Annotated in this window: 21 protein-coding genes and 6 pseudogenes; 18 read left to right on the forward strand and 9 right to left on the reverse strand. The window is 35.9% G+C overall.

The genetic code is table 11. The features are described 5' to 3' along the window. Positions 1 to 49: 49 nt before the first annotated feature. Entirely contained in the window at positions 50 to 589 is a 540-nt protein-coding gene (locus CVD28_RS22595) for a DUF7010 family protein (protein WP_101596954.1), read from the reverse strand. Positions 590 to 1,337: 748 nt separating this feature from the next. Here CVD28_RS22595 and CVD28_RS22600 point away from each other — a divergent pair. From CVD28_RS22600 to CVD28_RS22625, 6 genes and pseudogenes are all read left to right on the forward strand, one after another. Beyond that, positions 1,338 to 1,628 carry a hypothetical protein gene (locus tag CVD28_RS22600; protein ID WP_101596956.1) on the forward strand — a complete coding sequence of 97 codons (291 nt, stop codon included), beginning with the start codon at positions 1,338 to 1,340 and terminating at the stop codon, positions 1,626 to 1,628. Positions 1,629 to 3,002: 1,374 nt separating this feature from the next. Beyond that, positions 3,003 to 3,560: an aminoacyl--tRNA ligase-related protein gene (locus CVD28_RS28940; protein ID WP_257985956.1), complete on the forward strand. Its 558-nt coding sequence runs from the start codon at positions 3,003 to 3,005 to the stop codon at positions 3,558 to 3,560. 25 nt (positions 3,561 to 3,585) lie between these two features. Then, positions 3,586 to 4,212, forward strand: coding sequence for a His/Gly/Thr/Pro-type tRNA ligase C-terminal domain-containing protein (locus CVD28_RS28945; protein WP_257985957.1), 627 nt, complete (start codon positions 3,586 to 3,588; stop codon positions 4,210 to 4,212). 77 nt (positions 4,213 to 4,289) lie between these two features. After that, positions 4,290 to 4,877: a GNAT family N-acetyltransferase gene (locus tag CVD28_RS22610; protein WP_101596959.1), complete on the forward strand. Its 588-nt coding sequence runs from the start codon at positions 4,290 to 4,292 to the stop codon at positions 4,875 to 4,877. 278 nt (positions 4,878 to 5,155) lie between these two features. Continuing rightward, positions 5,156 to 5,420 (forward strand): annotated as a pseudogene (locus tag CVD28_RS29140) (terminase). A gap of 371 nt (positions 5,421 to 5,791) precedes the next feature. Next, entirely contained in the window at positions 5,792 to 6,268 is a 477-nt protein-coding gene (locus tag CVD28_RS22625) for a DUF2306 domain-containing protein (RefSeq protein WP_101596964.1), read from the forward strand. 125 nt (positions 6,269 to 6,393) lie between these two features. On the opposite strand, the gene CVD28_RS22630 is transcribed toward CVD28_RS22625, so the two are convergent. Both CVD28_RS22630 and CVD28_RS22640 read right to left on the reverse strand, forming a co-directional pair. Continuing rightward, complete coding sequence (locus CVD28_RS22630; RefSeq protein WP_101596965.1) at positions 6,394 to 6,585, reverse strand: hypothetical protein; 192 nt, start codon at positions 6,583 to 6,585, stop codon at positions 6,394 to 6,396. Between the two features lie 1,251 nt (positions 6,586 to 7,836). Beyond that, positions 7,837 to 9,072: an MFS transporter gene (locus tag CVD28_RS22640; protein WP_101596969.1), complete on the reverse strand. Its 1,236-nt coding sequence runs from the start codon at positions 9,070 to 9,072 to the stop codon at positions 7,837 to 7,839. A gap of 524 nt (positions 9,073 to 9,596) precedes the next feature. On the opposite strand from CVD28_RS22640, the gene CVD28_RS22645 reads away from it, so the two are divergent. The 4 genes from CVD28_RS22645 to CVD28_RS22660 all read left to right on the forward strand — a co-directional run bounded on the left by CVD28_RS22645 (position 9,597) and on the right by CVD28_RS22660 (position 13,531). Then, a complete protein-coding gene (locus CVD28_RS22645) occupies positions 9,597 to 10,250 on the forward strand; it encodes a FusB/FusC family EF-G-binding protein (RefSeq protein WP_101596970.1) in 654 nt (217 codons plus the stop codon). A gap of 356 nt (positions 10,251 to 10,606) precedes the next feature. Next, positions 10,607 to 11,161, forward strand: coding sequence for a GNAT family N-acetyltransferase (locus CVD28_RS22650; protein ID WP_101596972.1), 555 nt, complete (start codon positions 10,607 to 10,609; stop codon positions 11,159 to 11,161). 533 nt (positions 11,162 to 11,694) lie between these two features. Further along, a complete protein-coding gene (locus CVD28_RS22655; protein ID WP_101596974.1) occupies positions 11,695 to 12,222 on the forward strand; it encodes a sigma-70 family RNA polymerase sigma factor in 528 nt (175 codons plus the stop codon). Next, positions 12,215 to 13,531 (forward strand): DUF4179 domain-containing protein, encoded by a 1,317-nt coding sequence (locus CVD28_RS22660; protein ID WP_101596976.1) that lies wholly within the window; start codon positions 12,215 to 12,217, stop codon positions 13,529 to 13,531. The genes CVD28_RS22655 and CVD28_RS22660 overlap by 8 nt, the downstream gene beginning before the upstream one ends. Positions 13,532 to 14,085: 554 nt before the next feature. On the opposite strand, the pseudogene CVD28_RS28950 reads toward CVD28_RS22660, so the two are convergent. Further along, a pseudogene (locus CVD28_RS28950) lies at positions 14,086 to 14,217 on the reverse strand (oligopeptide/dipeptide ABC transporter ATP-binding protein); the annotation flags it as partial. Between CVD28_RS28950 and CVD28_RS22670 the strand changes: the two are divergent. From CVD28_RS22670 to CVD28_RS22690, 6 genes and pseudogenes are all read left to right on the forward strand, one after another. Next, positions 14,217 to 14,408, forward strand: a pseudogene (locus CVD28_RS22670) (ABC transporter ATP-binding protein); the annotation flags it as partial. The pseudogenes CVD28_RS28950 and CVD28_RS22670 overlap by 1 nt on opposite strands. 1 nt (position 14,409) lies before the next feature. Beyond that, positions 14,410 to 15,350: pseudogene (locus CVD28_RS22675) on the forward strand (ABC transporter ATP-binding protein). Positions 15,351 to 15,452: 102 nt separating this feature from the next. Continuing rightward, complete coding sequence (locus tag CVD28_RS28955; protein WP_257985958.1) at positions 15,453 to 15,578, forward strand: hypothetical protein; 126 nt, start codon at positions 15,453 to 15,455, stop codon at positions 15,576 to 15,578. Between the two features lie 517 nt (positions 15,579 to 16,095). Then, positions 16,096 to 16,821 (forward strand): SDR family NAD(P)-dependent oxidoreductase, encoded by a 726-nt coding sequence (locus CVD28_RS22680; RefSeq protein ID WP_101596978.1) that lies wholly within the window; start codon positions 16,096 to 16,098, stop codon positions 16,819 to 16,821. 250 nt (positions 16,822 to 17,071) lie between these two features. After that, positions 17,072 to 17,548, forward strand: a complete 477-nt coding sequence (locus CVD28_RS22685; protein WP_101596980.1) for a GNAT family N-acetyltransferase — start codon at positions 17,072 to 17,074, stop codon at positions 17,546 to 17,548. Positions 17,549 to 17,945: 397 nt separating this feature from the next. Beyond that, positions 17,946 to 18,894 (forward strand): annotated as a pseudogene (locus CVD28_RS22690) (IS1595 family transposase). Here the strand turns inward: CVD28_RS22690 and CVD28_RS22695 are convergent. The 5 genes from CVD28_RS22695 to CVD28_RS22715 all read right to left on the reverse strand — a co-directional run bounded on the left by CVD28_RS22695 (position 18,895) and on the right by CVD28_RS22715 (position 23,980). Continuing rightward, complete coding sequence (locus tag CVD28_RS22695) at positions 18,895 to 19,464, reverse strand: DUF6434 domain-containing protein (RefSeq protein ID WP_101596981.1); 570 nt, start codon at positions 19,462 to 19,464, stop codon at positions 18,895 to 18,897. It abuts the pseudogene before it with no gap. Between the two features lie 687 nt (positions 19,465 to 20,151). Then, the gene (locus tag CVD28_RS22700) at positions 20,152 to 20,751 is read right to left on the reverse strand and encodes a hypothetical protein (RefSeq protein WP_101596982.1); all 600 of its coding nucleotides are present in this window, start codon (positions 20,749 to 20,751) and stop codon (positions 20,152 to 20,154) included. A gap of 13 nt (positions 20,752 to 20,764) precedes the next feature. Then, complete coding sequence (locus CVD28_RS22705; RefSeq protein WP_101596983.1) at positions 20,765 to 21,805, reverse strand: LolA family protein; 1,041 nt, start codon at positions 21,803 to 21,805, stop codon at positions 20,765 to 20,767. Further along, positions 21,805 to 23,277, reverse strand: a complete 1,473-nt coding sequence (locus tag CVD28_RS22710) for a HAMP domain-containing sensor histidine kinase (RefSeq protein WP_180954281.1) — start codon at positions 23,275 to 23,277, stop codon at positions 21,805 to 21,807. The genes CVD28_RS22705 and CVD28_RS22710 overlap by 1 nt, the downstream gene beginning before the upstream one ends. Further along, the gene (locus CVD28_RS22715) at positions 23,267 to 23,980 is read right to left on the reverse strand and encodes a response regulator transcription factor (RefSeq protein ID WP_101596985.1); all 714 of its coding nucleotides are present in this window, start codon (positions 23,978 to 23,980) and stop codon (positions 23,267 to 23,269) included. Before CVD28_RS22715 ends, CVD28_RS22710 begins: the two co-directional genes overlap by 11 nt. Positions 23,981 to 24,186: 206 nt before the next feature. Between CVD28_RS22715 and CVD28_RS28960 the strand changes: the two are divergent. Both CVD28_RS28960 and CVD28_RS22720 read left to right on the forward strand, forming a co-directional pair. Further along, a pseudogene (locus CVD28_RS28960) lies at positions 24,187 to 24,279 on the forward strand (hypothetical protein); the annotation flags it as partial. 89 nt (positions 24,280 to 24,368) lie between these two features. Next, positions 24,369 to 24,824, forward strand: a complete 456-nt coding sequence (locus CVD28_RS22720; protein ID WP_101596986.1) for an aminoglycoside adenylyltransferase domain-containing protein — start codon at positions 24,369 to 24,371, stop codon at positions 24,822 to 24,824. Positions 24,825 to 25,117 lie beyond the last annotated feature (293 nt).

The following is a 25,117-nucleotide window of genomic DNA, read 5'->3' on the forward strand; positions in this document are numbered from 1 at the left end:
GAGTTTGTCTACAGTCTGAAATCACCATTATAGGTGATTTAATTTAAGTTTAATAAGCTCTAAGTTCTTTGAAAATTATTAACACGCTTATAGTGAATACAATACAAATAACTAGTGGTAGAAGAGTAAATGCCAGTTCAATAAAATAACCACCAATTATAAAAGAGGAAAGACAAATCCCTAAAGTTACAAATAAATAAGCTTTGCTTTTATATATCCACATGTAGGGAAGAAAGTGAGATCCTCCAAGGAGCCCAATTGTAAAAGGTAAGTATGTGGGAATATGCATATATACAATTATAAATACTGGTATAAAGAAAGCTTGTGGGGCCGCTACAAGACCACCTAAGTTACCTAAAGGGTTGCCTGTTGCTAAGATATTGATACCCAGCATTTTACTTAAAATGATCCCAAACGGAAAAATGACGCACAAACCAAAAATCCAAATTAAATAAACAGTCTCTATTGGAAAAACAAAAGGAATGAGAGTAAAAAGTAAAAAGACAATTGCCCCAGAGATTAAAATAGGAAATCCTTTTCTTGCTTCCAAAATAATGTTTTCTTGATAGTTTTCTAGTGTTCTGGCCATAAATGCACTCCTTATCAACATTATAAGAATAGGTGTTACTGTATAAATTTAACAGATACACTACCGAATTTCTATAGATACTGAGACAAAAGTCCAAGTTTGAAGATCAGAAGCAAATAACTGAAAAATTGTACTCTTAATAAACTTTTGACCCATGAAGAATACAACGATAGTTTGATTATTCTGATTTTACGATTCAATCTTGGAATATCTTAAGTCAAAATTAAAGTGTAGAGAGTACAAAAGCAAATACCAAAGTGTATTAAAGGTGAGATAGAAACATGTTAATACTACGGGATGACATGAAAAAGCGACATACCTTCAGAATTATGGATTTAACACTAGCGAAGTATTTGGAGGCAAATTTTTCTTAGAAGTCGAGAAGTTATTTCTGGGCAATAGTCTGGGGTTTATATTTGGAAACGGGAATGTCTCTTCGTAAAAGCTGTGTCAAGAAGTCCATTACTAGCTTTCTTGTATGAATTAGGAAGTTGCTGGCACTGTAAGTGGTTTCTTTGATATTCCTCCAGCGATGTAAATATACATACTTGTAAATATTTTCAACTCTTTATTTATACTTTTTTAATGAGAAACTTAAACATCTTTTCCTAATTTTCAAAGAAAACAACTGTCTACTTAACCAAGAACAATAAGTTCAATATCTAGTACCGGAATTGTTTAATTGGTCCCAGAATACGCATTTCAAACTGCAAGGAAGAATGGTATAGTCACTCTGGGAGGTGTGATAATGTTAAAAAAACTATTAACAATAATCTCAGTGCCTTTGGTTGCCGTTGATTTTTTCATTTTTTACTTTTGGATTTCCGATTGGGAAAAGTTAAATTCAAAAATAGGACTAACTATTTGGGTTGGCTCAATTCTTTTAGGCGTGGTAATTTATTTCGCTTATCGTAATTTAGATCAAACTGAAAAAAGTGTTTCAGTTTATAGCAGGTTGGTATTCGGTTCCACTTTAATAACCATATTTCTCGGTGTTTTTGCCATAATAATTGAATTTATTACCAGTTCCATGCAATAGAAGGAGTTTTTAGACACTTCTCTATTGCTGTTGACGGGCGTGAAATTTGCAATGAGGGAAAAGCATAATAGTTTATCCTTTTAACTTTCGTTAAAACATTGTTCGGTTGTTTCTACACCCTCAGCTATCAATTCTACATTCATCAAGGTCCTTGTTTGAATGATTAGATCTAGAATAGGGTTTCGTTCAAAACGGGAATTAATTTTTTATGAATCTTCAGTCGATTTTAATGCTTAAAGGGATCAATTCTAACGATTAAAATAATGAGTGTAGCCTTAAGCCAGAAATTAAAGAAACTTGGATATACAAGCACCAAATCTCATACTGGGATGATCACTCTAAGGAGAACTTGCTTCCATTCTCAAAGTCGATCGAAAAACAGTAGAAGGGTGGGTGCTATGACATGACACTGTAATCCTAAAAGACAAAAAAATTGTCTTTACATGTGATTTTGGTTTCGCTTCTAAGAAGCTGAAGAAAATGGTCAACTTGGAACAGGCCATAAATAGCCTAATTGTAGGTTACGAGAGATTAATTTGAAATCAATAATGAGGTTCGGTATAAGACTACTCCCAACCCTATTTGCCGAAAACCCCCATGTTAGAATTACTGTCGTTTATTTTCATAGGGTAATAAAGAATTTTATTGGAGCTATTGTGGGGAAAAGCAATGCTTAGTATCCATAATCGGGAGACCCGTTATCTGTTTAAGCGTAATATACCTTTTCGGTACGTTACGGAATTAGGGTGGAACCACGACCGCACACGTCCCTTTATTGGGATGAGTGCGGTCTTTTTTATTTTAAAAAATTAATAGTATTGCCGTGATAAGGACATGGGTCATTCTTGAATTTTTCTTTTTCAGAGAACAGGGTCGCTGGCTGAAAGCCCTGAAGAAAAAAGGTTTGACTTACCACCTTGGAGCTATTGTGGGGAAAAGCAAGCCTTAGTATCCATAATCGGGAGAACCGTTATCTGTTTAAGCGTAAATATGCCTTTTCGTATGTTAAGGAATTAGGGTGGAACCACGACCGCACACGTCCCTGTTATTGGGATGAGTGCGGTCTTTTTTTAAAAAAAAAGTAAATAGTAATTGCTATGAAAAGGACATGGGTCATTTTACATTATTCTTAACAGAGAACAGGGTCATTGGCTGAAAGCCCTGAAGAAAAAAGAATTGACTTACCGCCTTGAAGCTATTGTGGGGAAAAGCAAGCCTTAGTATCCATAATCGGGAGACCCGTTATCTATTTAAGCGTAAATATACCTTTTTTCGGTATGTTACGGAATTAGGGTGGAACCACGACCGCACACGTCCCTTTTACTGGGATAAGTGCGGTCTTTTTATTTTCATTAAAAATTAGGAGGAAGAATCATGTCAAATGAAATGGAAGCAGAACAAAGAAACCACCGTCAGTTAGGTCAGCAATTAGAATTATTTATCTCAATGGAAGAAGCACCTGGAATGCCTTTTTTCCTGCCAAAAGGAATGGCATTACGAAACGAGCTTGAAAGCCTATGGAAACAGAAGCACCAAAAAGCTGGTTATCAAGAAATAAAAACACCGATTATGATGAAACAAGAGCTGTGGGAACAATCAGGCCATTGGCAGCATTATCACGAAAATATGTATTTCTCAAATGTCGATCAGCAAAATTATGCGATCAAACCGATGAGCTGCCCAGGTGCTGTTCTTGTTTTTAATAGTAAGCGGCGGAGTTACCGCGAACTCCCTATTCGTTTTGCAGAACTTGGTTTGGTCCATCGCCACGAATTATCCGGCTCCTTAAATGGCCTTTTAAGAGTTCGTGCTTTTACTCAGGACGATGCACATTTATTTGTTCGGGAAGAGCAAATCGAATCCGAATTAGATAAAATCCTGGACCTTATCCATGATTTTTACTCGAAATTTGGTTTTAAATTACAAGGTTGAACTTTCTACTCGTCCGGAGGATTTTATGGGTGAAGTTGAAATGTGGGATAAGGCGGAGAATGCCCTTGAAAGTGTACTAAAGCACAAAGAATTGAATTATCAGGTCAATCACGGAGATGGAGCTTTCTATGGACCAAAGATTGATTTTCACATCCTCGACTCACTCGGACGAAGCTGGCAATGCGGCACAGTCCAGCTGGATTTTCAAATGCCGGAAAAGTTTAATTGTTCTTATATAGGTGAAGATAACAAACTGCATCGCCCAATTATGATTCATAGAGCAATTTATGGTTCTATCGAACGCTTTATGGCCATCTTAATTGAACACTTTGCAGGGGATTTTCCATTATGGCTTTCTCCAGTCCAAGTAAAAATACTGCCTATTTCAGAAGCTCATTTACAATATGCCAATCAAATAAATCTAGATTTAGAAGAGGCTAGATTCCGGGTTGAAATCGATGACAGAGTTGAAAAAATCGGTTTAAAGATTAGAGAGGCTGAAGTACAAAAGGCTCCTTATATGATTTTAGTCGGCAATAAAGAAATGGAAAACGGGTCTGTGGCTGTAAGAAAACGCAAAGATGGTAACCTCGGGGAAATGACTTTGCCAAAATTGATAGATCTTTTAATGGCCGAACAAATAAAAGGATAATTTATGAATATCAAAATACAAAATAATTAATCCTTTTAGAAATAATTAAGTTTTTGACATTAGGAAGGGTAAACAAAATGAACAAACAGCCATTAAAAATTATCACTTGCAGTTTGACTCCCAAAGATAAGTCTTTGGCATTCGGAAACGAAAAAATATTGACTATCCGTCCAGGTACACCAAAAGATGCTGAAAAATACATCGAATATGTAAATGCGGTGGCCGGAGAAAGTGACAATTTAACTTTTGGCAAGGGGGAATATCGTTCAAATATTCAACAGCAGGAAAGGATTATTAGGGAATTCTCTCATGCCGACAACGAGTTATTCTTAATTGCTGAAATTGATGGAGAAATTGTCGGGAATCTTACTTTTAGGGCAGGGAAACGATCAAGAAATTCCCACGTTGGTGAGTTTGGCGTTAGTGTACAAAAGCAATATTGGGGTATGGCAATAGGCAAAAAAATGATGGAATATCTGTTATCCTGGGCAAGGACAACAGAGGAAGTAAGAAAAATAAATCTAAAAGTACGTGAAGATAACATACCTGCCATAAAGCTATACGAAAAGTTAGGTTTTAAAAAAGAAGGCGTTGTAACCCGTGAATTTCTCATAGAAGAGAAATTTTATAATGCTAGTCTAATGGGCATATGTATAGATCCTTAATCCATTTTCCGTTAATGGTTATCTCTTTTTGTAGTATATGGTATTTTTGCAGATTTTTACGAGTCGGTCTTAATATGTAATTAGGTCTAATAACATATTAATGTTTTAAAAGAAGAACTAACGATAATGCAATGGTTGGGGGCAGTTTTAAAACGGCTGCCTGATTTCCCTTTACCTCGTTTGCCTGAGTGCAAGTCTGAAACCTTGAGGAAATTCTTTCTTCATGATCAAGAGTTTCCGACCAATACCATAATTTTAAGTATTTGGCAAAATTGTCAATGTTAGATTTTAATTTTGAACATAAAGAGCAGCTAATGGCCAGGATTGATACTAATAATTTTGTCCAGGTGGATAAAGTAGATAGGTATATTGATTTGGTCAAGTCGTTCAGACGAATAAATAACATCATTAGCAAATAAGGCGAATCGGTTGGTACAGAAAACGGAAAGCAAAAGTTTCGAAAAGCCCATCCTCTTATCGGAGAACGTAACAAAATTTAACGCCTCTTTATTGAGTATTGAAAAAATCATATGGCTCCAATAAGCTGCTAGGTAATGATCCAGAGGATAAAAAGAAAACGAAATACAGTCCAAGTGATCTATTATGATTTCTCAGAATTATGTCGATGAAAATATAGCTTTATATGAATCTGGAAGAAGAATCAAACTCAACAAAGAGCGTGTCCTGCTAATTAAGTTTCTGAAGAAGCATGTTTTATCAAGAACTGAAATATATTTCGATGATGAACAAATCAACAATTTTAAAAGATTTACTGAAAATGGATACTTCCCCTTAGAAGCGTTTCAAATGTTTATAGCTGCGTTTTTACTATTCGCTTGAGATATTTTTATTATTGAATATTAATTCATTAGCACTGCAATTGTGGTAATATTTAGTAATAAGGGGGTGATAAGATGGACTTGTTTTTATTGTTCTTAGTTATTCATATATTAGCTGGAACTGTATGTTTAATAACTGGCTTAGTAGCTATTAGGTCTAAAAAGAAACAAGGAAACCACACTAAATACGGAGAAATTTATCATTATTCATATTTTATAATATTTCTCACTGCGATTGTGATGGCAATCTGGCATTGGAATGAGAGTGCTTATTTATTTTATATTGCTCTTTTTTCATACGGTTTAGCTTTATTTGGATATTTAGCACGAAAATTCAAGTGGAAAAACTGGTTGGGTAGCCATATAGGTGGTATGCTAGGGTCATACATAGGTGTTATTACCGCAGTACTCGTTGTTAATCAATCCAAAATTCCTTTACTTCAGGAGGTACCTTCTTTAATAGTATGGCTATTACCAACTATTATTGGTACTCCAATAGTTAAAAAAATAGGAGACAATTATAAACCTAAAAAGAAAAATTTAAGTTTATAGTCCTTTAGACTTTCTGTTGATAGTCTCTTTTTTTCAAGGCTCTTGTTTTTGATTTTAGGACCAAGTAAATAGCCACCTCGTTAGGTGGCAATTTATGCGTTTATTCAAATATTAGTTGAGTAAATTTAATTCTTTTTGGATAACGTTTTTTTCTTTGTGTAGAGGATTGTAAAGAGCGTTCCAAGTGAAAATAATACTAAAAACAATACATATCCCAAAACCTTACTGTTGTCAAACAATGTTGCACTGAGTAAAAAACTAAGTGAACTTATATAAAACAAGATACCTGCAAATAAATACAGCTTATCTTTAGCCATAAAATTAACTCCTATATCTTTAATTATATGAAGTATATTCCACAGAAACCATTAAATTTCCTTTGTCTGTTAATTATGCTTTTCTGCCCGTTAGCCATCCATGAAGCAGCGCTTTACCAAAGAAAATGCAAGATACGTTCTTACATGGAAAGAATGCTGTAAAACTAGCCATATAATGCACCGATTTTTCGCAGACTTTCCATATTATAGTTCAAGTCCATGGGTAGAGAAATATATCATTATCGAAAAAAAGACAATTAGCGAAAAAGAAGTTGAATTTAAAGTGCAGTTAGATCTTGTTGATTCCACCGGCTCATTGGGTAGCGATATTGCACTAGTTGGAGTAGTAAAAAAGGATGACAAATGGTATGTAAGCCGTGTAGCCCCAGGTTCTAAGAAGACAATTGGATTCTGGAATACCCCAGATTCCATAAATTTGAGGAAATAAAATAATAGAAGCATGCTACATTAATCTTAAGTGGTAGGGTAACGGAAGTATTTTACCTGCTTGTTAATAATGGGCAATATGTAAATATCATCAAGTGCTTGATGGAAGGGAATCCCTTGGCCATTCAAGTGCTTTTTTCGTGATTACATTGAATGAAGAGACTAACGACTTATTATCAGTTTTACTATTACATAAGAAAAGGATGATCACATTAATATATTTAGAAAGAAAGACACTGAGTTTACCGGCTATTAATTGATCTTATCTAAGTTAGAATCTTAAGTCGACTCACTATATGACAGTGTTCATATTCTTATGGGAATATATCAGAAAAGGCTAGTTTAAATAGTTTTTATAGGATTTATAGTGATAAAAGAAATGATAATTATATTTCAGAAAATTGTTTTTCTTACCTTACCAGCAACTGTGTGTTGCCACATACACTCTTGACATGTGAAGTGGTAACCATATTTTTTCAAAAGAATTCCGAGTTTCTACTATAAAAAAAATATAACATTTTATAGGTTTTTTAAAATGCTGCCTGGCATTGTTTTTATATCGAAGTCTCGTCTGACATATCTATCCACCATTTCTCGTGTTTTGTGTCCGGTCTGTTTCATAATAGCAATATCGGTCATTCCTATCATCGCAGCACTAGTAGATACACCACTAAGCAAACTATGTGCTGCAAAACTATTTTTATCCAGTCCAGTCCAATCTTTCCAAAATATGAACCCTTTTTTTCATTGCCACTTGAGTTTACTTAAGAGACCAAATATCATAGTCTAATGGACATTTATAAATCAAGCTGCTTCTGTTGGTTTTGGGCTTTCTTTAATAGGTATGATTGAGTTCATAAGAAGTTGAAATTTCCGATTTCTTGATAATAACTGGCTAAAGAAGAGCAAAATACCAACTGGTACTAATAACGCAATATACGCCATCTGTATTCCTGAATGGTCAGCAATAAATCCTAAAAGCGGAGCCCCTATAGCAACTGATGCTTGGTTAATAGTTTGTCTTGTTGCAGCCATTCTTCCATAAAATTCAGGTTCAGTGGCAACCTGCTGTATGGATTGCATTAACACACGGACCCACGTTGTTCCGATTCCGATAAGCATAATAAAGGAAAAAGCAAGGTAGGTGTTTTTAGTCAAAGCCATTCCCAATATTCCAATTGCAGTGAGACTAAGTGCACCTGCAGCTACCATGTATTTGCTTTTTGCCAGATACAAGGTTGCTGTTAATCCAGCTATTATTGCACCTATTGATGCTGCACTTTCGAGTATCCCGTACAATGTGCTACTACCGTTTAGATGAGAACTAGTATAAACAGAGAGCATCCCTGCTGTCGTATGAACAACAAGCTGTCCGACAAACATTATTCCAAGTAATCCGTACATTATGGGATTGCGATGAATATAACGAAAGCTATCTAACAAGTCATGGGCAAGTGATACTATTCCTTTTTCTTTAATAGTAAATTGTGAATCATATTTAATTGAACTAAGAAATAAACCAACTATCACATAAGTAGCAGTAATAGAAAATATTACATTGCTTGCTGAAATGTATGAAATGGCAAACCCACCAAGGCTAGTGCCTAATAAGCCTCCGATGGCTACAGCAGAGCCATTATGGCTAAAAATACGAGGAATGTGCTTTTTATCAAAAACCTCAGTAATAAAAGCTTGTTGAGCAGTCCTAAAAAGAGAGGAAAAGGTCTGGACACTCATATGGACTGTTATAATAAGCCAGGGTTTCATTATATCTAAATAAAGGGATACAGTTAAAATTGCCATCGACACTGTAATTACTGTATTTGCAATAATAGATAACCTCTTACGATTAGCTCTGTCCACCCATATCCCAAATATCATGTTCATAAAAATTCCCGGTAAAAAACCCAGTCCTACCATTAATCCAGTATATTTTGCATCAGATGTCATTTCATATAACATCCATGCGACTATTACAAAATACATGGAACTTCCTAATGAAGATAAAAACGCTGCAATAAAAATTTTTGATTCTTTCACCCTTAACCTAACCTTTCTGCTATTAAAGATTACTTTCCTTTTTTCACCTTATCACCTAAAATTGTCAAACATGATTATTTTCTAGCTAGCATTTAGCGGGCTGTTTTTGAATTTTTAAATAAGAAAACAAAAAGAGGGGATTTTAGATTATACTACTTTTTAATAGTAGATTCTATAAATCTTTAATGCAACATGTAATAAATAACCGTGCCAAAATATGAAGTCATCTATTCTACGTATTGGAGAGCTTTGGTATACCCAAAGTCACGGTTTACGACCTGCCTAAAAAAACCTATATTAATGAAACGTGACAGATTAGTTTCGGTGATATCCAACCAAGGAATACCTGTCGGATAAACTTTTTTCACTAGCAAAAAAACAATTGTTACAGTACATTAATTTTATAAAGATCCACCTGCGAAAAAAAATCTGCCCTCAAATTTATTTGTATTCTGTATATTAATATTTCAAAGAAGAAATGGTAATCTTAATCAACGAGACTTTATGCATATGTAGGAGAAAATATGAACATAGGATTCATTGAAAATTATCAATATAATTTTATGAAAAATGAGATAGACGGTATCTGTAAAACATTAAAAAGCACCTCAGACACAAAAGTATTTAATGTTGTAAAATTAGGCGCGTTAACAAAAATACTTGGTCTTTTTATGGGGCTTAATCCTGAGCAACTACAACTGTTAAATAAACTAGAGTCTCTTAATACTGAGCAGGAATTAAGAGATTATGAGAATGAATTATCAACTTTTAAGAAGGGGTTCCCGAGTCTTTCCATTCATGATATAAAAAAGCTCTTTCCAAAAGCGAAAAGGCTTAAAATTCCAGATCTATCTAATATTAATAATTCAGATTTTACTTTTGTGAGCTGGAATGACATAGGTACAGGAAACCGATATATTATTTATAATCTTAGCAACAAATTAGTGGGTTTACAATGCAACATCACTATGCTGTCGAAGCAGAATATATGCACCCTATGCCATCAAAAAGGACCTGTAGCTATAGTCACTGCCATCTCCAAAGCAAAAAGGTTCAAGTCGTCTGATAACTATGTAGCTTATGGGAATCTAATGTGCATCGATACCGAAAAGTGTAACAAAGCATTAACAGATATCACGTATTTAGAAGAATTCATTATCCAGATAATAGGCAGATAATATAATAGGCGTTAAAGAAATACACAGCTGAAGATGACAAACGTAAAAGTCTTCATTTTTTGCTGAAGATTAAAATGAAAGGCACAAACTTGAAACAGTAGCAAAATCCAGTCAAGAGAGGTTTATGCCTCTTCAGTTGCAATCAAAACAATTTGGATTCAGTTAAGAAGGATACTGTCAGAATTATTTTCCCTTTTTCTGAATTCATCCTAACCGGTAAGCCGGGACTGAGAATAAACAAGTTGAAGAAGAGTGATAGGCGTATATAGAGCACAAGAACACCATGTGGTATTGCTTGCGGATAAGGCTTTTGGATGACGGTTAGTTTTAATAATAAACACATTAAGGAGATTCAAATGACAACAATGAATACTAATCTATTTTTGGGTGATAAGGTAAAACTTTCAAATGTTAGGGATGAAGACGCTGAAATTATGGTTAAATGGGGCGAAGATGCTGAATATCTACGTAATGTAGATACAGAAATTGCCTTTCCTAAAAATAAAGAACTATTGTCTACAGAAGGGAAAATGGACTCGAACGAGGTTTATTTCCGATTGAGAACAATTGATGGTGACCGTTTAATCGGATTTGTTACAATTCATAGCATCGAGTGGAATAATCGGACAGGTCTTATGGCAATTGGAATTGTTGATTCTACTTATCGTAATATAGGTTATGGCTCGGATGCGTTGAAGCTAATTCTCCGTTATGCCTTTCATGAATTAAATTTAGATCGAGTCGGTTTGGAAGTTATTGAGTATAACCAAGGTGGTATTAAAGCGTACGAACGGGTTGGTTTTCTGCAGGAAGGAAGAAAGAGATCGGTGGTATATCGGGACGGAAAACGCTACGATATTATTGTTATGGGAATTTTACGGACTGAGTGGGAATCCATTCATTCTATTTAAATTAGTACAAAGCAAAATACTAGCAAAGGAACTACCCTTATTCGGATAGTTCTTTTTTTATGCACATATATCCGCCAGTTTTTTAAAAGTATTGTTGAGCATAAGGAAATTAAGATTTGTTTGTAATTTGCAGACAAATGTGTAGAGGGTTATTTTCTTAATTTGTTAAATAGTGTGAAATTATCTTTATTTAGAGGATTTTTCCACTTCCTTAATCGATGTCAGGTAAGGGATAACGGCTAAATTTTGCATTGTTCTAGAATATTGGAGCTTTAGTATGGGAACAGTGGTGCCACTTCTGTAGCTTACTTTACTGAATAAATTGGTCTTATGCATGAAAAGTAAATTTCCACTATGATATTTAGATGGTTAAGATTAACTGCCAGCAATTGAAAAGAATAAATTTTGCTGATGAATAAGGTATCCATTTACCATTACCAGGTCACAGATACACAAAATAAAATATTGGTGAATTTGAAACGGTCTGGTGGAGTAATCGGTCTAACAGATGTAAACGGGAAAGGAGACTCTAAATGTCTATAATTAAAACAGTAAAAAAAGCTCAAAAAGGGGATGACCAAGCATTTCTAGAAGTGATAAATACAGAAAATACGAAACTATATCGTATCGCCTATTTGTATGTAAAAAACGAAAGTGACGCTCTGGACATTGTTCAAGAAACTGTGTATAAAGCCTACATATCGATTAATACATTGAAACAGCCTTCTTATTTTCATACTTGGCTTACACGGATTTTAATAAACACTGCGATGGATTTTTTGAGAAAGAATAATAAAGTTTTTCCTATTGACCAACATTCGTTAGAACGAATGGAATCACCTAAGTCAGTCAACCCTGAAGACAAGCTGGTTTTACTGCAAGCCATCGAGAGCTTAGAGGAGAAATACAAAACGGTAATAATCCTTCGATATTATAAAGATTTAACAGTTAAACAAATTGCAGGGTTATTAGAGTGTCCTGAGGGTACTGTGAAAACGAACTTGCATAGGGCCATAAATAAACTGAAGATAGAATATAAGGAGGATTGCTTTAATGAATAAAGAATTCCCTGAAATAATAAAAGCTATAGAAGAAATAAAAGTACCAAACGAAAAGTTGAATAAAACAATCGAAATGGCAATGAAACGGGGGAAGGGGAAGCGTGTTAATCACAGGAAGAAGTTATTTCCTTTAATAGGAACAGCAACGGCAGCAATTTTACTAACGGTTGGATTAGGAATGGTTTCGCCGGCTATGGCAAATACATTATCCAATATACCCATATTTGGTACTGTTTTTAATCTGATTGGAGACGTTGGGCTTAAAAAAGTCGATGAAAAAGGGTTGACCGATAAGATAGGTAAAACCGTTAACGATAATAACATTAGCTTGACTATTGATGAGATCTTTTTTGATGGAACTCGCCTCACAATTGGTTATACTCAAGATTCTTCAGATGCATTAGGTGAATTAAATCTTAAAGTTAATGGTAAAAAAATCAACTTTGCTGATGGCAGAACCGGGAGAAGCATGTCAGATGGCCGATATGCAGGATTGATTAGTATAAAACCTGTAAAAGAATTACCCGACTCATTTGACCTAAGTATAGGGATAAATCAAATAGGAAACGTACGAGGGAATTGGAATTTTGAAGTTCCTGTAAAAAAATCAAAAAATATTAAAACTATTAGCTTAAAGGAAACAAAGATATTGAAAGAAACTCAATTTACTGTTAAATCAGTAAAAATAGGGCCTGCTGGAATCAAACTATCTGTCGACTTGTCTTTAACGAATGGCAAAAATCCCTTATTTGATAGTCAAAGTCGGATCCAATTTCAATTACTAAATGATCGAGGAGAGGCCCTCACCCAAATAGATGAATCGGGAACTGGAGAGAAGAAGAACGGGAAAGATGTTACACACATGGAGTATGTATATTTACCAATAGAAGACAAAACGTCCACCTTGACAGTGAGCCCGTTCATTCTACCGCTATATAATGAAATGCCAGAAAAACTGTTTAAACCTTTGGAATTGAGTAATTTGCCAATTACACTGAACCAAGGGGAAATGGGAAAGATTAAGGTTACAGACGTGAAATATCATGAAGATAAAACTTTGGTGTATTTCCAGGTGTATAGTGAATTTCCTTACGATGGTCGTCTAGCTCATAATCGTGTATGGTTAGAAGACGGTTCAGGTAAAGATTTAACTATGGATTCGAAAGCATATCCAGAACGCATTAAGCAAAACACTTATGTTCAAGAGTTCCAGCCAATTAGTAAAGATGACAAAGTAAAAATTGTTACGAATAAGATGCCAAAACTCGATCTGATGAAAAAAATGCAGGTTAAGATAAATTTAGAGTAATACTGACCGTTATGTCTGATGCAGCAACCCTGTTAAGTTAAAGTAGATGCTTGCAAATTGGTTCTATATGTTGTCAAATATATCATTTCTATCAGTATTCCATGAATAGTGGTGGCTCCCGCAACCCCATTCTTTCTATACTTGTGTCTCAGCAATTAAAGTATAAAAGAATTGGTGGTTGCGCTTTTTTTTTCAGTTTCATTAAGTCCTTTTAACTTTCTAGCGCTAAAAACTGTTTCACCCAACTTCTCAGCATTTTATGACTTATCCCCAATTCCTTGGCGATTGTTTTATATTCCGTATAATACCATCCTGTAATTATAACTCTTGTGTTGAAAGTGACCTCGCATGTTTTCCTTTTTCACCCAGAAAAAAATCCCCTCTCATAGTCGACAGATTATTTTGCTCTCTTTTGTCTGTCTGCTAAAGGGGGATCATATCTATATATGGTACTTTATTTAATAAATCTTAAAGTGTAATCGAACAATTGATATCAATTCCATGCACTGGACAGAGTCTGTATCCCTTTGTCTATTTGGTCCAGTGGTATTCCGACCCTTCGGAGGATTCAGCAGATTTGGCGGTGTACCCGGAATGGCATAAAGCTCCTCATCCCTGGCATCCAGGCTCGGAATTGAGCTTATTAAACCCCAAGTATACGGGTGCTGCGGGTTATAGAAGATTTCATGATGCATTTGCACCGAGAAATCAATATGCAATGCAAATTGATTTGGAAGAACAGCCGCCAATGTTTAAAGTGTCGGATACACACTATGCTGCAACATGGCTGTTGCATCCGGATGCTCCAAAGGTAGAGCCGCCTGAAGCTGTCAAAAGAAGACAAAGACAGTTCCCTGCAGCCAAGGAGGTAAGATAGTATGGCACAAAGAGAAAAGCTGCTGGAAATCAAAAATCTGAAGCAATATTTAATGTCGGGAAGCCTTCTATGGTTAAGGCCGTTGACAATATCTCATTTGATATTTACAAAGGGGAAACCCTGGGTTTGGTTGGTGAATCCGGCTGTGGAAAATCAACGACTGGCCGCACGATTATCCGTCTTTACAACGCAGCAGACGGGGAAGTTATTTTTAACGGAGAAAACGTTCATGGCAAGAAATCAAGAAGCGAGTTAAAGGCATTTAACCGGAAAATGCAAATGATATTCCAGGATCCATATGCATCATTGAACCCGCGGATGAAAGTTTCCGATGTTATCGCAGAAGGGATAGATATTCACGGCTTGGCCAAATCCCCTCAAGAACGAATGGAACGCGTATATAGCCTTCTTGAAACAGTAGGATTAAATAGAGAACATGCGAACCGCTATCCACATGAATTCTCCGGAGGACAGCGCCAGCGTATCGGGATTGCACGTGCTCTTGCCGTACAGCCTGAATTTATTATCGCCGATGAACCGATTTCTGCCTTGGACGTCTCCATCCAGGCGCAGGTAGTTAACCTGATGAAGCAGCTGCAAAAGGAAAAAGGGCTGACTTATTTATTTATCGCCCATGACCTTTCCATGGTTAAGTACATTAGTGATCGCATCGGAGTTATGTATTTCGGTAAACTGGTTGAATTGACGACAAGTGATGAATTATATGAGAGACCTATGCATCCGTATACTCAATCACTCCTGTCAGCAATCCCCCTTCCGGATCCGGAAAGTGAACGTGCAAGAAAAAGAGTCTCATATAATCCAAGTGTTCACAACTATACGGAAACTGATGACGTGCAAATGCGTGAAATTAATTCTGGACACTTTGTACTTTGTTCGGAAAAAGAAGCCTGGCAGCTTAAAAAGCAATACGTCAAGTGATTTTGCTATTGAAGTTTGGGGGATGTTGTACAGTTTCTGTTTACTAACAAAACGTTAACTAAACCATAATTAAGAAATTAAGGCAAAGGAGTTGTTAATTCTATGATTAAAACTGGGAGTGCTTATAAAGAAGCTGTCCAGAAGCTTAAACGAGAACAAGAATTTATCAAACGTCAAAAACAAATGTTGTTTGAGACAAATGGATTAAATCCAGAAGAGATCGGATAGAGAGAATCCAAGAGGTAATAGATGCATTAGGAATGGTATCTATAACAAAGGTTGATCCACATATCATAATTTCTGCGTAAAACCACTATCTTAAAATTCAAAAATAGTATACTGACCGGCATATGAAAATAAAAAAGACACTATTGTTTTGAACAGCACTCTAATAGTTTGACAAAAATCTTATTATTGGGGTGTTAGATTATGTCAAACTGAGTTCAATTTGAAAATAGTGCAACGATTAGTAATGGGATTTAGTACTAAAAGAACTGAAAGAGAATTCAACGTACACGCTAAAGCTTATGTATCATTATGTTCACCAACTAAATCTTAAGGGAAATTATAGAATTGAGCCCCGAGGGATCCTATTTTTTCAAAGATGATAATTAGTGCTCTACAGGAATTCTAACGAGGCAGAGTTAAAGAAAGGATATTTCAAGTTTATTAGAGAATTTAAGTTGAATTAAGTTAGAACAAATATATTTAACTGTTTTTGGTAGATTTAAAGGAGGAATAGGAAGTGTTATTAGAAAATAAGGTAGCTTTAATTACAGGAGGAAATTCAGGAATTGGGGAAGCTACCACTAAGCTTTTTGTAGAACATGGAGCGAAAGTTATTGTATTCGATAAAAATGTTAACGAAGATTGCGAATTAAATCAAAATGTTAAATGTATTAAAATAGATATTAATGAAATAGAGGATGTGAAAAAGGAGATAACAGATATTATTAGTAAGATTGGTAGGATAGATATTCTCTTCAGTAACGCAGGAATTAACCCTAACATCGGAAAAATTGAGGAAACGGAAGACCATCTCTGGGAAGAGATTCTTAACACTAACCTTACTAGTTCATTTAAAATAATCCGAGAGGTTATTCCTTATATGAAAATACAAAAATACGGTACGATTATTGGGACATCTTCTATATCAGGAAGAGTATGGGCTGCAAATCATTCCGTTCCATATGGTGTTAGTAAAACTGGAATAGAAGCTATTATTAAGAGCGTTGCTTCTCAATATGGTCCAGATGGTATAAGATCAAATTGCATATTACCTGGTTTTATTGAAACCCCTTTAAATTGGGTTAAGGATGAATCGGTGAAGAAAAATATCTTTAACAGAATTCCAATTCGTAGAGCAGGTACTCCAATAGATGTTGCTAAGGTAGCACTTTTTTTAGCCTCAGATTTGAGTTCTTATGTAAACGGTGAATCTATAATAGTTGATGGTGGTTTTACTATTTGATTTACATAATAACGGATTTTGTGTTGATGTTCAGCTAAACCAGCTGCTAGTAGCAGATTATCTTATTTCATTAAACAAGCTAATAGAAGTTCTTTTCTTATTGTGCTAACGGGGTGCTTAGTTGAATAAGGTATGGTAAAGTCAACAGCACATTTTGGCTTTTTTCTGTCACATCCGGACCAAAAAGTTTATTAACACAAAGGAGGATTAAATATAGAATAAAAGTAGATACCAAAAAGGGGGGCTATATTTGAACTACGAAATTATTAAAGCGAGTTTGGAAAATCAAGAAATACTTAGGAACTTATTTCAATTTTACATCTACGATTTTTCAGAATTTATTGACGCTCACGTTGAAGAAAATGGGAGGTTTGGTGATTATCCTTTAAGCGATTATTGGACAGATGTTAATCATTTCCCATATTTAATTAGGTTTAACGAAAATTACGCAGGTTTTGTCTTAGTGAAAAGGATAAAAACAGAAAGTAAATCGTACTTTTCAATTGCTGAATTCTTCATTATGAAAAAGTATCGTAGAAATGGTTTGGGTAAATCAGTGGCGAAAGATATTTTTCGTTTATACAAGGGGAATTGGGAAGTTTTCCAAATGGAAAAAAATGAACCAGCACAATTATTTTGGAGGAACGTAATAAGTGAGTATACAAATGGACATTTTACTGAAAAAAAAGAGGAAGGAAAAAGAATAATTCAGGAGTTTGTTAATTGAAATAATTGTAAGTCAACAGTGTTTTTTGCTGGCTTTATTTTCGGTTTCGGACCATTATACGAAACATTGTGTATTATTTTTTAAAGGTACAGCAGCATAAAATACATTATGCGAACCAAGATAAGATCTTACCTTACCTTGTATAATTTTTAGTTCTTAAATTTACACTTTTTACAGATCACTATAATCTCTTTTTTTTGTGTTTTTTCCGTTTTTTTAAGACATAAGGAGCCCTCCTTTCTTGGGTTGAGTTACTATTTATGAAGATAGGACAAGTTCTGCCACTTAGGTTTATTTGTCAAAAGGGTAAATTAATCTCCTTTTCCAACAAAAGCAACTCCTACGTGCTGACTTCAAACTACTTAAAACTCCGGACCAAGCCACCAAATCAGAGCAAATGGCGTTATTTAATGCTATGAAATGATTTGTTTCCAGATGAACCAGATAAGATTACTAAACTACTCAAAAGTATTCGTGTAGCCCGATTTACTTCTGGTTTAGGCTGTGTTCATTGCGGAAGCACATCAGTAAAACGGAATGGTAAATATCATTCAAGACAACGATGCCTATGCAAAGATTGTGGAAAATCCTTCAATGATATGACTAACACACCATTTTCAGGCTCTCGCTACCCTGAAAAAGGGTAAAATACATTGAATTAATGGTGGAAGGTTATACTCTACCAAAAATCGCTGAACGCTTAAACATTCATATTTCTACTGCATTCTATTGGAGACACAAAATCTTGAACGCATTAGGAAGTCTTGGTTTTAATCAACTACAAGGTATCGTTGAGAGCGATGAAATCCTCTTTCGTTAGTAAAGGTCGTGAAATCACTCATGGAAAAGCCAAAAAACGTAGAGAAAAAGACAAAAAGAGAGGAATTTCAAACTTTAAAGTCTCTTTTGTAGTCACACAGGACCGTACTGGTAATATGATTGCTCGTAAAGCAGGAAGAGGTCGTGTAAAAGCCGAAGAAATTAACACTGTGATAGGTGAGTATATACACCCGTCTTCTTTGTTATGTACAGAAATATCAACTAACTATAAAAAATTCGCCAAACTAAAAGGCTTGCAGCACGAAAAAGTAAATGAACGCAAAAAACAGCGTGTAAATAAGGGGATATACCACATCCAAAACGTTAATAACTTTCATCATCGTTTGAAGGGTTGGATGGAGCGTTTTCAAGGGATGACAACAAAATACTTGGATAATTACCTCTACTGGTTCTGTTGGCTTGAAATAGGTAATCAAATAGCATTTGATGAACGTGTCAAACAAATGCTTGTTTATGCCTATCGAAAGTCAAATCAGACCACAGTAGAAATGTTGAGATGTGCTTAACTAATTATTAGACGTATATTTATTACTTCCAGGAAGTTTCTTGATTTTATTCCAGGATTCAATCGCTTCTTTACGACTTTTCCCTTGATTTTTCGTGTCACTAAAAAAGTCACGAATGAATTGATTATATTCAAATTGAGGGGCAATGTTTTTCTGGTATGAAGGGTCTTTCTTTCGTTCTTCTTCCTCATACCAAGCGTCTACTACATCACGATATGTTTTTCCGACATTGTTTTTAAAATAGTTTTGGATATAGGTAGAAAAATGAAATTTAGGGATCACTGTCTTAAAAAACGCTCTTACATTTTGACTACAACGATGGTTTTCCGCAATGACTGTATCAAGACTTAAATCTACTTGAGGTTCCATCTTCTTATTTACTTTTGATTTTCTGGTTGGTCTTTTTATCTCCCCTATCCGAAGAAATGTTTCAATCCTATTGGAAATCTCTATTTTAGAACCAGAAGCACTTATTAAATTTTCTCTACAAAAAGATTGTAATTCTTCTTTTAACCAATAGAAATTTTTAAAACTTTCTACACTTAAATCTTTCGTTAGATTAAGTCTCATAATTACACCTCCATATTTACTTATTTCCATATTATAGAACAATTGTTCTTGTTTAGCAAATGGTAAAGGTGGTCAAGCAGCTACGGCAGGATTAGCAGCCCCAGTAGGAAATGCAATTGAATTTCAATCCGCATATTCTAGGTGTCGTGAATAGACTTCCTACAGCTCCGTTTAAAGATCATATATAGTAGCATTTCTATGTTACAAACTATACGAATTCTTCAATGACCACAGTGAAAAGCACATATACGAAATATAATGTTTAATAGAACATCAACTGTTATTGGGCCATGATTTCCAAATGATATAAAAACGAACAAAATCCCCCACGTAAGTGTGGAGGTAGACACAAGACCGATTGCATATGCTATGCTTTGTGCATTATTAGCTTCTAACCAGCTATCAAATCACCAATTTGAGACAGCGGTAAAGAAGTGGGAAGATTTATCTGGTTCAAAGAAAAATAAACCGGGCGAGGACAAACCAAATCCAGCATCCAAAGTTAGATTATTCGGCCAAGCAAGAAGGGAAGCCAAATAATTGGCAGTTATTTGCCTTCCTTCTACATAACAATATGTATTTTATATTCCACTTGACTTAGAGCTGACTCTAAGTCGTAATTCAGGCATCTGTTAATCCAAAAATCACCAGGGGGCCTTATGTCTATAGTTTCGGGAATAATGATAGTTACGTGTGTTTTGTTTTAGAATCAGTATGCTGATGTACTCCCTGCAGCCTATTCTGTAATGTCCTTGGCCCGCTTTTAACCAGCATAATTAAAAATGGGATGAGGAATGCCAATGCCAGTAAAACGATAATCAGGATTTCTGATGAGCGATTCATATGTTTGCCCATTTCCATTACATATTTATCAAAAAATACCTTAATTTCCTTATTGGTTAATACATTTCCGGATGTCAGGAATTCGTCTTTATCGATATCGTAAAAAAGGAGTTCAGTTTTAGTAAAGTAGAAAAGCGAATCTCTGACCTGCTGGTATTCTACGTAGGCTATAGCAAGGTTAGAATCATATTCCTCGATTGTTTCCTCATTTGCTTCAGTATCTGGATCATCGGCCTTAATAACCTTGACTACATGGCCTTTCACAGTAATATAATCCTTAATGGTCATAGATTCACTGTCATAATAATGAACAGTCTTTTGGAGTTGATCCTCCATTTGGTTACCGAAGGCAGATGTACCTTCGTCTGCCGCGAAAACCGGCGATTGCAGCAGACATCCTGCGGCAAATACAATTACCGCAAAAAATATTGACATATATCTCATTATTTACACACCTCTATAGTGGTTCAAATTCTTCAAGCAGTTTTTTTGCATTTGGTTCTTCGCTGCCGTAAATATACAACTGATATTTCAGGTTATTAAATCCCCAGGAGTAGGAGGTATAACCCTCAAACTGTTCTACACTAGCTGCGCTTTCTGAGAATTTATGCAGAAAAGGCTTCTTCTCTTCATTTGCAGGGCTAATTTCAAGCTGAACAGATTTTAGCCCATCCTTCGTATAAATAATGGTAAAGAGGCTGTTATCCGTCATTTTACGTACTGAATACAGAGAATGTCTTTTATTTACAGGAATATAGCATCCAGGGAGCAGTTCCTTTAATTCTTTCAAAGAACTCATAACAGAAAAGAAATTTTTTTCATAGCTGGGACGTACTGTGTTGGCTGCTCGTAGAAAAAATAAGCTGTCTTTCAATTTTGGATTCAAATCCAGCATATTTACTTCAGTTTCCGTTGTTTTCCCGTTCGTCTTTTCCCGGACTTTCACCAGCATCCAGGATTCCTGGTCAATCCACATTGTTTTTTCCTGAGAATCTTCCATACCCTCCAAAGGAATGGCCGAAATTTTATACGTCTGAAAATTATTGATAAAGTCTTCTCCGACGAGCTTAAGACGATGTGTAGTTCTTGATTGTTCGAGAACTTGAATAGTTTGCTCCTTTAACAGAAAAGTCTGCTTTAACTGGGACGGGGACAGTTTTTTAACCTCCATCAGTTTTTCATCCTGCTTCCAATTTGCGATCCTATTACCATTTATAATTGTGACTTCTTTTTGGTCATCGGCTGTTATTTCCCATCTTTCCCGCCTTGATAGAGAATCGCGCCACCATTTCACCTTTTTCTTTTCTGCGAGTCTGCCGTCCTCATACGTTCTTATTTCGGACTCCTGATAAAAACGAGGATAAAGAACGGATTCGTTCTTTTCCAGAATGGAGTAAATAAAATTATCCGGCAATTGCGCTGGAGTAAAGGAACAAGCGCTGGTGATCCAGAGCAGGGCAAATACCATCACTATTTTTGGATGAGTTTTTCCGGCCATTACGCTGCACCTTCTTTAACTTTGGGAAGGGCACAAACGACTGCTGTATGTGAGCCTTCCCCTGACAGAATTTCAATATGCCCGCCATGTTTTTCGATAATCATTTTTGAAATCGAAAGGCCAAGGCCGCTCCCTCTGTTTGCTTTTTTTGTCCGCGATGGATCGAGCTGATACAAAGGCTCGAAAATAGCTTCCTTTTCTTCTGCCGGTATAGGAGAACCCTCATTTTGGATAACAAGCCAGACAGTGTCCATCAGCTGGAAAATCGGATGCCTTCTATACTCCTCACATAACCATTCTGGAATCGGAGAGCCGGCTGAAATGGCCCCCGCATTAATGATGCCATCAGAAAAGGTATGTCTGACTGCATTGCTGATTAAGTTGTCTGTTACCCGCATCATCTGTTTTGGATGCAGGAGGCAAGAACCCTCAGCAGAAACTGTTAAATGCAGCTCGCAGTTGTGTTCCTCAGCAAGTTCTTCATAGCCGGACAGCAGCATTTCGAAAAATTCCATCGCTTCCACCTGTACCAGTGAAAATTTCGTTTCATTTGATTTTAAAAGTGAATACATACTTAAATCGTCTATCATTCCATGAATGAAATCTGCTTTCTCCAGAATGGAACGGAGACCTTTGTTCTCTTGCTGCATTTTGCCGAACAGATTTTCAGCCGTTGCACGAATGGTTGTCAGGGGAGTTTTGATGTCATGGGAAATAGAAGCAACGATGAATTGTTTTTGCTCTTGCTCTTTCTCGATTTGATTTTGTTTTATTAGCAGCTCTTGTTTCATTTCGTTAAACTGCCGGATCAAAGCACCTATTTCATCCTTTCTATCAGGAGATAATGCTGATTCTTCCTGTTCTCCGCCTGCAAAAGCCTTCATTTCCTCCATCAGGCCTTTCAAAGGGGTGGCCACTTTGACAGCAACAAGTTTAACGGCAATCCAATATATAAGAAGGAAGGCAGCGGCGAAGAGCGCTATTGCCCAGGTTTTTCGTTTCTCAACCCCGGAAATCCACTCGTTTCGGGAGAAAATGATTTCATAGAAACCGATAATTTGATTGTTGTAAAGTACAGGTTCTTTGTATTGAAAGGTCTGATAGCTGGCCCGGAGCTCATAGAGATGCTGAAAGACTTCCTCTGTGGAAGAAGAACCAAGTGTATCAGAATGCGTCGTAAACAGCCTGTTACCCTCCCGGTCAAATATAGAGAAACTGACATCAGGACTGGACAAGGACTCCAGACGGCTAAGCTCCGTTTGAAGTTCACCGGCTGGACCAGGATTGCCGTATAAAATCGGATTTTCAAGTACTTCCTCGTAGTAATTTGTTTTTGATTGGATCTCCAGATAGTCCGCAATATCCCGTTCCTTGTCGAAGGATTGAATCAGATGCAGCAGAAAAATGAAAACCGCAACTGGCAAAGCCATAACAATCAGATAGGATACCATTAGCCATGTATTAATTTTCATGGCTTGCAGCTCCGACAAAACGGTATCCATTACCCCATACGGTTTGTATGAAGTAAGGGGTCTTTAAAGGGTCCTTCAATTTTGTCCTCAGGCTTTTTATATGGACGGTGACGGTGTTGTTTCCATCCACATCGTTCTGCTCCCAAATATGTTCATACAATTCCTTTTTTGAAAATGTGCGATGCGGATTGTTTGCCATCAAACACAGCAAGGCAAATTCTTTAACAGTGAGGCAAGCCTCCACGCCATTTATCTCCGCTGTTTTTTTCTCCGGGAAAATTTCCAGTCCATGGGCAAAAGTCCATTTTTCCGCGGGCTGAGCTTGGCTGTGATAACGGCCGTATCTCCTGAGCTGGGATTCGATTCTGGCCTCCAGTTCCCGGAGGCTGAAGGGCTTGGTTAAATAATCGTCTGCACCAAGCTTTAAGCCTTTAATTTTATCATCCTCCTCATGTCGGGCACTTAATATAAGGAGAGGGATGGGGCTTGACCAGCGAATGTTTTTACAAAGAGTAAACCCATCCATTTCGGGCAGCATCAGGTCAATGATGGCCATGTCAAATGACTGGGACTGAAAATCCTCCCAGCCCTCTGTACCGGTTGAAGCCCAAGTAACTCTGTAGCTGCGTTCTTTTAAGTGGTTCATAATTAACCCGGCAATCTCTATATCATCCTCAACAATTAGAATTCTATGTTTTTCCATAATTTCTCTCCTTGACTACATTATAAAAGCAGGCAAAGCCTTTGCTTTTGGATTTAATAATTTCTTTATTTTTTCTTAGATTCATTATAAATGAAAAATATGGAAAAATAGTGTGGCCAATTGGATAAAAATAGGGAGATTTTGTTGTGGGAAAAGGGAAAGTTTAGCATAATGGGAGAATATCATTTTGTAAGAAGAGAGTTATGATGAAAAATACTTATTTAACTGGCTACTTCCCTTTGATTGCGATCATGCTTTTCAGCTTATCTTTTGCAATATATACAGAAATGCAAGCTGTCGTTTCAGGTAAGGTTATAATAAAAGCTCTTTTTATATTAATAATTACGATGAATAATAAGGCATAAAAAGTTAAAAGGGAGAAGATTAGATGGGGAATATTCCTAAAGACGGTTATCAATTAAAGAAATTTGGGATAACACAAAAAATTGAAGATGTCTGCTATGCGGTAGATTGGAATATCTTAATTAATAATATGAGAGATAATCTTAATACTTATTGGCTTGGTTGGTGGAGCGATTGTAAGAGGTTTCCTTCCATCAGTTCCATAGTTTTATTATTTAGTTTACGTATGGTTGAGTGGGGGGTTTTGGGAGTTTCTCGTCTTTATTATACATTTAAACAAAACGATATTACATCGAAAGTTGGGGCAGGTGAATATGCATTAAGGGTGGTTCCTCAAAGATGGCATAAGATTATTAATGAGTCTATGAGGTTACGGAATGGCAACAAAAAGTCTTTTTACAAATCTGTTTTCAAGAGACGAAAAGATGCATTGGCCTATATTGAGTTTATGATTCAAAAGTGTAATAACCTATTTCAATGAGTAGTTGTTTAATTAACTCCCATGAAATAAAAACTGAAAAAGAGCATGAAAAAATAGACCTAGAAAAACCAGTTTTTTTCAAATTGCTTATAATAAAGTGAAAAGGATGTGTCACTGTGATCAATTTCGGAAAAGTAATTTATCCAGCATTCATACAACAGGAAGATGAAGAAATGTTTTGTGTTTATTTCCCAACGATTTTTCCTGAATCGGGGTGGGATTTTCCTTTATCACGAGGAAAAACAAGACGTATAGCGATAAAAAATGCAGAAAAGGATTTCAGATTGTCGACA

Origin of the sequence: Bacillus sp. M6-12 (assembly GCF_002860285.1) — a bacterium.
Taxonomy (GTDB): Bacteria; Bacillota; Bacilli; order Bacillales; family DSM-1321; genus Peribacillus.